This is a genomic window from Roseicyclus sp. (assembly GCF_052168335.1).
GTDB lineage: Bacteria > Pseudomonadota > Alphaproteobacteria > Rhodobacterales > Rhodobacteraceae > Roseibacterium.
In genome coordinates, this window is record NZ_JBQLZP010000379.1 from 1 (window position 1) to 2,810 (window position 2,810).

The 2,810-nt window shown below is 67.6% G+C and carries 2 protein-coding genes and 1 pseudogene; 2 read left to right on the top strand and 1 reads right to left on the bottom strand.

Features of this window, described 5'->3' with window-relative positions:
• Positions 1 to 433 (bottom strand): annotated as a pseudogene (locus ACTS11_RS11640) (serine hydroxymethyltransferase); the annotation flags it as partial.
• 250 nt (positions 434 to 683) lie between these two features.
• On the opposite strand from ACTS11_RS11640, the gene rpsT reads away from it, so the two are divergent.
• Together rpsT and dnaA are read left to right on the top strand one after the other, a co-directional pair.
• Positions 684 to 950: a 30S ribosomal protein S20 gene (gene rpsT / locus ACTS11_RS11645; RefSeq protein WP_442640481.1), complete on the top strand. Its 267-nt coding sequence runs from the start codon at positions 684 to 686 to the stop codon at positions 948 to 950.
• A gap of 588 nt (positions 951 to 1,538) precedes the next feature.
• The coding region (gene dnaA / locus ACTS11_RS11650) for a chromosomal replication initiator protein DnaA (protein WP_442640482.1) at positions 1,539 to 2,810 on the top strand (1,272 nt) is incomplete at its 3' end.

Consider the following 2,810-nt stretch of genomic DNA (forward strand, 5'->3'; position numbering starts at 1 on the left):
CGCTGGCGGGCGGTGCGATGATGGTGTCGCCGGGACGGCAGGTCGCCATGAAGGCGTAGAGGTTGGCGAGCGCGCCCGAGGGCACGCGGATCTCGGCGAAGCGGGCGTCGAAGACCTCGGCGGCCAGCTCCGCGGCGATGACCTCGATCTCCTCGATGGCCTCGAGCCCCATCTCGTACTTGTCGCCCGGATAGCCGAGCGACGGGCGCGAGCCGATGCCCGAGGCGAGCAGCCGCTCGGCCTTCGGGTTCATCACGTTGGTGGCGGGATTGAGGTTGAAGCACGCCCTCTCGTGGATGCGCCGGTTCTCCTCGGCGAGCGCCTCGATCCGGGCGAGCAGCGCCGCGCTGTCGGCCGCCGCGGTCTCGGCCGCGATCGTCTGCACGCGCCTCTCGCAGAGGTCGGGCACCCAGGTCCGTCCGGCCAGCGTCATGTCGGTCCCTCCTGTCTGACGGGGGGCAGGATGCCGGGAACCGCGCCGCCCCGCAAACGGGATCGGCGCAGGCGTCTCGGCCGGTCACGGCACGCATTGGGGGCTTAACATTCGCGGCGAATGCCTCTATAGGCCGCCGCCAGACATGCGTGTGAGGCCCGCTCTGGCCGGATTCGCCCGGTAGTGAACCCGGGGTCGGGACTTCCCGCGCGAAAACCGTATTCGAAGCCCGACGAAAGAGACACACGCCATGGCAAATTCGCCCCAGTCCAAGAAACGCGCCCGCCAGAACGAGCGTCGCTACGAGGTCAACAAGGCCCGGCGGTCGCGCATCCGCACCTTCCTCCGCCGCGTCGAGGAGGCCATCGCCTCGGGCGATCCGGCCGCCGCCGCGACCGCGCTCCGCGCCGCCCAGCCCGAGCTGATGCGCGGCGTCACGAAGGGCGTTGTCCACAAGAACACGGCCGCCCGGAAGATGTCGCGCCTGAGCGCCCGCGTGAAGTCGATGTCCGTCTGACGCAGGCGCCCCAGCCCCTTGTTTTCAAGGCGTCCGGACCCCGGGCGTCTTTTTTTTTCTGGAAATGTCTTGGTCGCTCAAGGCGCTACTCGGACCCGTGAGATTCGATTTTCACACCCCCGCTGAGTCAAGCGCGAAGATATGTTGCGGCGCTCGCGCGAGTCCCGCTAGCTTCCGACAGCGATTCAGACGCCTGGGGGGCGGATGGAGCGGGCTACGGGCAGGACCCGGGGCGGATTGCGGTGGCCGGATCGGATGGACAGGGTCGGTCAGGGCACCCGGCGGCAAGGAACCGCCACGTCTCGGTGAATGTCCGGAGAAACAGGGGTGCATCTTCGCTCGGGCCTTTCCTCGGCACGACCTGCGCCTCGCGTTTCGGCGTGCTGAACACATCCCCCTCCAAGATCTTTGGGATTCGGGACCGAGTGTCAGGTGTGTCGGCAAGTGCCGCCATTCTCGGACATGTCGTTTCTCGTGATGGCCAGGGGTCGGCGGCGCGACGAATCTCCCGCATGGGTCCGATGCGGGGAATCGGGATACAATGGTCGACAAGGCAGCGGCCGCACAAAAAAGAGAACGAGGAACGGGATGACGAACGAGACGTGGGGCCAGGTGCGAGACGAGCTTCTGAGGGCGGTGGGCAAGAACAACTTCTCGGCCTGGATCGAACCGATCAGCTTCGACCGGATGGTGGGGCGGACGGCCCTGTTCCACGTTCCCACCACGTTCTTCGGCTCGTGGGTGTCGCAGAACTTCGGCGACGTGATCCTGCGCCATCTCTCCTCGGCAGGCGTCAGCGTCGACCGGGTCGAGTTCCAGGTGGGTCCGGCGCGGACCGCGCCCGTCAACGAGAACGCGCGCCCCGCCGCTGCCCGCGCCGAGGCGCTCGAGGCGGCGACGGCGGCTTCGGTCCAGGCCCGCGAGGCCGCCCCGCCGCCTCCCCCCGTGGCTCCGGCCCGGGCGAAGGCGCCCGACGACGTGCCCGGCGCGAACCTCAACCCGAACTTCACCTTCGACAACTTCGTGGTCGGCAAGCCGAACGAGCTTGCCCATGCCGCCGCGCGGCGCGTGGCCGAGGGGCGTGACGTCACGTTCAACCCGCTCTTCCTCTATGGCGGCGTCGGCCTCGGCAAGACCCACCTGATGCACGCCATCGCCTGGGAACTGCGCGCGAACTTCCCCGAGGCCGACATCCTCTACCTCTCGGCCGAGCAGTTCATGTACCGCTTCGTGCGCGCGCTGCGCGAGCAGGACACCATCGGCTTCAAGCAGATGTTCCGCGCCGTCGACGTGCTGATGGTCGACGACGTGCAGTTCATCGCCGGCAAGACCTCGACCCAGGAGGAGTTCTTCCACACGTTCAACGCGCTCGTGGAGATGGGCAAGCAGATCGTCATCTCCGGCGACCGCGCGCCGGTCGACATGGAGGAGCTCGACGGCCGCATCGCCTCGCGGCTCCAGTGCGGCCTCGTGGTGGACATCCACCCGACCGACTACGAGCTGCGGCTCGGCGTGCTCCAGCACAAGGCCGAGCGGATGCGCGCGCGCAACCCCAAGATCCGCATCGCCGACGGCGTGCTGGAGTTCATCGCGCGCAAGGTCTCGTCGAACATCCGCGTGCTCGAGGGCGCGCTGACCCGTCTCTTCGCCTTCGCGGACCTCGTCCAGAAGGACATCACCATGGACATGGTCCAGGACTGTCTCTCGGACATCCTGCGCGCCACGGACAAGAAGGTGACGATGGACGAGATCATCAAGAAGACCTGCGAATACTACAACATCCGCCAGGCCGACCTGATGAGCGCGAACCGCTCGCGCGCGATCGCCCGGCCGCGCCAGGTGGCGATGTTTCTCTGCAAG

Excerpts from the sequence above, each read along its gene's own strand:
- rpsT (WP_442640481.1), top strand. The coding sequence starts at position 684 with ATGGCAAATTCGCCCCAGTCCAAGAAACGCGCCCGCCAGAACGAGCGT.